This window comes from uncultured Odoribacter sp. (genome assembly GCF_937966165.1).
Taxonomy (GTDB): domain Bacteria; phylum Bacteroidota; class Bacteroidia; order Bacteroidales; family Marinifilaceae; genus Culturomica.
In genome coordinates this window covers 1-6,316 of the sequence record NZ_CALCLB010000029.1, presented here as the reverse complement: position 1 = coordinate 6,316, position 6,316 = coordinate 1, and the positions used below count along the sequence as shown (strand labels likewise).

Annotated in this window: 5 protein-coding genes; all 5 read right to left on the bottom strand. The window is 38.2% G+C overall.

All coding sequences use genetic code 11. The annotated features are described in order from the left end of the window. Positions 1 to 141 precede the first annotated feature (141 nt). Entirely contained in the window at positions 142 to 639 is a 498-nt protein-coding gene (locus Q0465_RS11420; RefSeq protein WP_022161034.1) for a RadC family protein, read from the bottom strand. A 341-nt stretch (positions 640 to 980) separates the two neighbouring features. Then, the gene (locus Q0465_RS11415; protein WP_118404876.1) at positions 981 to 1,172 is read right to left on the bottom strand and encodes a hypothetical protein; all 192 of its coding nucleotides are present in this window, start codon (positions 1,170 to 1,172) and stop codon (positions 981 to 983) included. 10 nt (positions 1,173 to 1,182) lie between these two features. Beyond that, positions 1,183 to 2,970: a hypothetical protein gene (locus Q0465_RS11410; protein WP_298616364.1), complete on the bottom strand. Its 1,788-nt coding sequence runs from the start codon at positions 2,968 to 2,970 to the stop codon at positions 1,183 to 1,185. 764 nt (positions 2,971 to 3,734) lie between these two features. Further along, on the bottom strand, positions 3,735 to 4,868 hold the full coding sequence (locus Q0465_RS11405) for a hypothetical protein (protein ID WP_298616363.1): 1,134 nt from the start codon (positions 4,866 to 4,868) through the stop codon (positions 3,735 to 3,737). 340 nt (positions 4,869 to 5,208) lie between these two features. Further along, the gene (locus tag Q0465_RS11400) at positions 5,209 to 6,234 is read right to left on the bottom strand and encodes a hypothetical protein (protein WP_298616360.1); all 1,026 of its coding nucleotides are present in this window, start codon (positions 6,232 to 6,234) and stop codon (positions 5,209 to 5,211) included. Between the last annotated feature and the right edge of the window lie 82 nt (positions 6,235 to 6,316).

Here is a 6,316-nt window from a genome sequence, read left to right as displayed (position 1 = left end):
AAACGCTTCTATTTAAAACAATATGTCCGTTGCTAAATTACTCTAACAACGGAACAAATGTAATCAATTAAATCGTTTTATCAAACGCTCATAGGGGTAGTCGTAGGCCAAAAATAAATCTTTATTCACAAATCACCGCATTCATAAAATAATTCCTTCATCCGCAAAGCTGAAATAAGTATCCTCAGAAATAATCAGGTGATCCAGGAGCCTTATATCTAAAATCTTACCTGCTCCGACTATTTTCTTCGTCAACTCTTCATCCGGTTTACTGGGATGCAAAACACCTGTCGGATGATTATGTACCAAAATAAAACCTGTTGCGTGCGCCATCAGAGCCGTCTGGTATATAATCCTTACATCGACAAAAGCATGCTCCAAACCTCCCTTCGAGACCTGCGACGAACCGATTATTTGCATGCACGAATTTAATAAAATCATCCAAACTTCTTCATGATGGGACATAAAAGATTTAAAAAATTCTTTGATATAAAGAAAAGCATCACGGGAACACCTTATTTTAGACGATAATTCCAGACTTTTACGGGGTTTATAAACCACCTCCACTTCCTGAAAAAAATGGGTATTGGGTACGATTCCCGCTGTTACCGATCCGTCATAAAAGTTATTTTCCATCATTTTTAATTTAAATTTAATGATTAATGAAAGAGAGAAACTGTTTTCAATGGGGTAACCCCAGGGCGTAGGGAAGGGAATAATCCCCGTATATCTGAAATTATATTATAAAATTTTTTTTCTGATCAGGTATTTAAAAAGTACCTTTACCCGGAGCTCTATATTGACAGGTATAAAAAAAGCCTCCCGTTCATTTCCGGACGGAAGGCAAAAAAGAGTATTACGAATATATAGGGAATGACGGATTTTTAGTAGTTAAATATAAAATGCCTGAATTTAAGACGGCTACTATCCGGATATAAAAAAAGGATCCGATCTTTAACACAGATCAGATCCTCCATGAATCAGAGACAGATATGTATTTCTTCCCTCTCTTTATTCTTCAAATAATTATCCATCAACTTACATAAATTCTCCGCCATTCTTTTCAATTCGGCTTCATTGAAGTATTCCACCTCGGTGTGGTAAACTTCTGTGATTTTCCACAGCACAAATGTTGTGGATGTTTTTTTGGGTTTAAGTTCTCGCTTTTTCATAGGTTCATATTTAAAATGCAGAAATTATTTCATAACCCATTTTACGGGTATCGGAAAACTTGATTCTCTTAGTTTCAAATAATAAATTGAAATATTCCACTGCTGTATTATGTTTCTGATCAGGCAGACCGACCTCACGCCTCAAACTATTGATTTTCTGTTCGATTTCTTCACCGCTGATCCTCATTCCGATTTCAAAATTCTGGAGCAATAATTGTCTGTAAAGCCGCATCGTTACATCAGGGCTGTATTTGACCATACAGATATCTCTGATTTTATTCATTTTTTCCGTATTTCCCATATTCTCTTCCAGAATATCCCGTATCTTTTCATCAGAAAGACCCAGGTATTTAAATTCTTCGTAATATTCCCGTATTTTCCGGTGTAACGCATTTTTGACTGGCGCATTGAATGCTTCAAAGTTTAATGTTTGAGGCTGGAGGAAGTAGGTATAGAATTGTTCTACAGCGATTTTGATATCCTCTTTTGTATATTTTATCATTTTTTCTTTTTTTAAGTTATTATTTATTACCAAATTAATTTTAACTCCCGAGGTATGTAAACCGATACCATATTCCGAAAGGACATATTTCAGGTTAAAAAGATTCCCGTACAGTTCGTTATTGATCTTCTGATAAACGGTATAACTGATCAGGTGGTGGTTGATATAGTATTCAGTATAAATAAACTTCTGAAAAGCAGATGTTTCAAAGTACTGATTGAATTTTAATTTCCTGTAGTCGGTATTCCGCATCTTCTCCATTAACTTCATTGTTTCCCGGGTATAGTTATCTGTAAGCGTTTTATTCACCTCCTGCAGCCCGAAGGGATGATCTTCCCCGCATTCACTGTTCACCAGAAAATAAGCTTTCATACCGGGAAGATCCCGGAAACGGTTCATCATTTGCACAATATCGGTATAGGAGTGCTTATTTTTCCCGGGAGCGATGATCAGTTCATAATTGTTCCCTTTTAAATCATAGCCCTGACGGTAAGTGGTGATGATCACTTCCGCATCCAATTCCCCGGTTTGCAAAAGCTGGTCATAATATCCGGTGCTTCCCTCTACCTCTATATCCGTTTCATCCGTTTCTTTTTTGTGTTGCTTAGTCATGGAATTTATAACGGCCAGCTTTACGATCCCTCTGTCACGCAGGCTTTTCTCAAGCAAAGGAAGCTTATCGGATTTATCAAGCAGGGAGATAACAACAGTTTTCCCGTTTTCTCTTAAACCCATGGTCAGTTCCGTTATTCCCCCGATCAGCTCCTTATAGTTTACGACAACTAAATTCCGGACCTGCGGCTCTTTCCGGACAGCCCTGAAAATAGTCATCCCTTCATAAAACGAATCCCGGGAATATAAAGGTGTTCCGGACAGCAATATCACTCTCTTATATCTGCAACCGAAGGTCAGCACCTGCTCAATCGCTTCTTTCTTCCAACTATAATCAGTTATCAGAGAATGGGCTTCATCAATTATCAGGGTTGTATCCCGGTGGATAAATTTAGGAATATGCTGATAAACCGTGATCAGTTGTTCCGCTTCATAACAGGTCCTGTCCTCGGCACAATAAAACGGGAGATCATGCCTCGCTGCCAATCTGCGGCCTAATAATAATGTATCTGTAGTAAATAAGAAAGGAATATTTTTCCTTTTCAGGTAATCTAAAAGATAGAATGATTTCCCGCCTCCTGCCGGACATTCTATGCTTACTTTAAATGAAGAATTGAAATCAAGTTCATCCAATAGCTTCGTTTCTGAAAGATTTCTACTAAAATCATAATCTTTGACAGTCATATTAAAAATGAAATAAAACACACTTCCTGTGTCAATATTCACTGTTGCACTTCGGGGTATTTTTTATATATATAATTACCATGAAGTGCGCCAGGTTTTCAGGGAGCAGAATGGCTCAGGAAGTGTATATAAACCGATATCTTCCCCGAATGATCTGATAAGCTTTATTAATTATATTGTATCTGGGGGATTCTGAAAAGAAATGATCTGGTAAAGGTTACAGGAAAGAAAAACACTTCCCGTCTTTCATTATCTCTGAAATTTATAAGAGGTGAGTGTCGCAATTAGGAATCATATGAAATGTACCCTGACCGGCAAAATAAAATCCCATCGGATAAAACAATGAGATTCTATTTTGTTTGTGTCAAATGTATATATCTGGAATTATGATTTTAGTATGCGTACCGGAAGGGGTTAATCCACCTCTGTTTTAATGACACAAAGTTACCTACAATTCAGGTCACATCCAAGTGATTTGAGAAATTTATTTTCATAATATTTTATTGTGTTAATGGGTGTTTTTACCGGATTATAGAGGAAACAGGAACGGTTTTCCGGGAATAATCCGGTAAATAAAGCAACGGGGTAATTATCTTCCAATGGTTGTGAAGTTATATATGTTTAATCTTTAAATCCTGAAAGTCACCCCAGGTAGTGATCACTCATGGGGAAACACAGGGGTATTCAGAATAAATAACACTCACTCCGGAAAAGAATTTGTTGGAAAAGCCTGCCTGTCACACAGGCTTTCCCGGTTAAACCATTTACCCAGGCTGGTTTGTTTGTTTCTGGTTTAAAATACTGAACAGGATTTCAGCTTTTGTTGTTGTCTGTCTTTGAATCTCAGCGATATCATCCGGTGTAAGAGACTGTAATAAAACCATTGCTTTTTCCAAGCCGATAGGGACTAAAGATTCAAAAGAAAGTGATTCGGATAATTTAAGAACTGCCTTAAAAGGATACTGCTTATAACAATCTTCCCCGAATTTCTCTTTTATCATATTGATGAACTCTTCTCCCTGTTTTATATATTGCCCGGAGGATTCAAAGCTGCCTTGCATGATGTGCCGCATGTTTTTGGGGGTAATTGCCTGATTGTTATTAAATATTCTCATGGCTATATTCCCCGGGAGATGATATTCCCTGATGGCTTTATTTACAGCCCGGATAAATTCACCGGGTTCTGCCATTTCAGCGATTTCTGTTTTTTCCTGCAGGCGTAAATGCCTGGCGAGTGAATTGTTCATTCTGATATATCTGCCATATTCCCGTATGTTATCGAATTCCCTGATGCGGACATTTCGGAGTATGACCGTTTCCCATTCTCCGGTTTGTGCTCTGATATTAAGTGTATAGGCAGCTTTAACGAGGGCATGGAGTTTCGTATCTCCGGCCAGACAATAGACATTTTCAGTACCTTCGGGGATGGTATTTCCGTTCAGGTCTTTCAATTCTATGCCAGCATCGAAGAATATCCCTGCAGGAGTGATTATTTTCAGTTCATCAGGCTCGAAGTATTCACTTTCCAGCAGGGAACAGGCTGACCGGATCTCGGCTGACTTGGTTTTCAGACCATTGACGGGGAAGGCGATGATTATTTCTTGTTTAATCTTCTGGATAAGAAGGGTATCTTCGTCTTCTGTCATTTCATGGATTTGGAGTGGAAGCGTTGGAAGGCTTTGCTCGTAATAATATTTTTCCAATGCTTTTCTGGCTTTATTACAGGCTTGGGTAAGCTTCTGCTGTTTCTTCGGCTCTTGATTGTTTTCAAGTGCTATTTTCGTTGCCAAATACTGATTTTGCAGGGTTTCCAGTTCTGAACCAGAGGTTGCTAATGCGTTTTCAGTACTCATATTTATTTGAAAATCTTTTACGTTAATAAAATAATTTTTTTTCATATCTTATTATTTTAAAATATTAATACTATCCCCTTCCGCTCCAACTAGCTAAGTTTTCCTTCCGGGGGTGATAACTTACGGCCTCTCAAACTGTTTTCTCCCATTTATTTTCTTGGAGTGTCCTACCTTGTAAGACTCAATTTGTAGCTGCCTTCGTTATCGGTTTGTCATTGATCAATGAACTATGTAACCATCAGAACTCCGGAGTTGCATTTGATTACGATGCAAAAGTAAGGTGGGAAATAAAGGATTAAAAATAGGAAATTCCGGGAGTTGAAGGGGTATTTCCTATGTAATAAGAATCAATAGGTTAGATAGAAAACAGAGAAGAAATTTTTATTTACCAATATTTGGGGAATAATTCACTGAGCGGGGTGTCCAGAGTCACTCCTTCAGAATTATATTCCTTATAAGACTTATGGCTAAGAATTTCGTTGGTGACACTTTTAAATTTTCCGTTGACTTCTTCCCACTTCAGATTATCGGATATTTTTGTGCGGATGGTAGCGATCCAGTCTCTCAGGATCTTTGATTTCTTCCGTTCTTTCTGCCTGATATTAAATTCCTCTTCATCGGGGAGGATCGTGATATAGCCCATTAACGAAAGAAAGCGCGCGATGAACGTACAGATTTTATCCGTTTTCTTACCCTGAGGATCATGGTAAGGCGTCTCTTCCTGTAAGAAGTGGTAAAGCTGGGTGATGATCCGGTTGATGGTATGATCGGATTTTGCTCCCACCCTGGTTTTGTATTGGGATAGTTCTGTATGTACCTCTTCAATGGTTTTCTCTTTTAAATAGGTATCGAGGTATTCTTTCAGGTGTTGAAAGAACCAGTTATCCTCATTATCCAGAGCTATTTCTTTATTACCGTATACGATTTTTATAGGCTTGGAGGAAACACCCAACTGATCGAAAGGTTTTTGGGCTGTAAATAATTCGTGCATGGATCTAAATAACCGGAGCATATCAGGCCGGACGAACTCCGAGAAATAATAAAACCCGGAATCATTGGTTGCCTCGAATAACTTACTGCTGGCAAAATTGTAGCTGTAGAAATCAGGTAATAACCAGATAATGGTATCCTGTCGGTCATCGGCAATCAGGTATTCATCGTTCCGGGTAAAGTCTTCCAATTTAGTGTATAAATCTATGGGATAATCGATTATTATATCTTTATCCTTGAAAAATTCATATTGATCGGGATGGGGAGATGCTCCTTGTTTGATGTAATAATTCCTATTCGCCTGTATCAGTTCACTAAATTCCCAGCCCGAAGCATCGAAATAGGTACGTAAAAGGGTATCTATAGCTTTCAGGTCTTTTCCTTCAAAACCAGTTCGTTGATATTCTTCTTCCGCTGCCATGGAGTTTTGTTTTCCCAAAAATAAAAAAATGCCCCGAATCTAAAAAGACTCAGGGCTAAATTTAAACAAGATGCTGCATGGC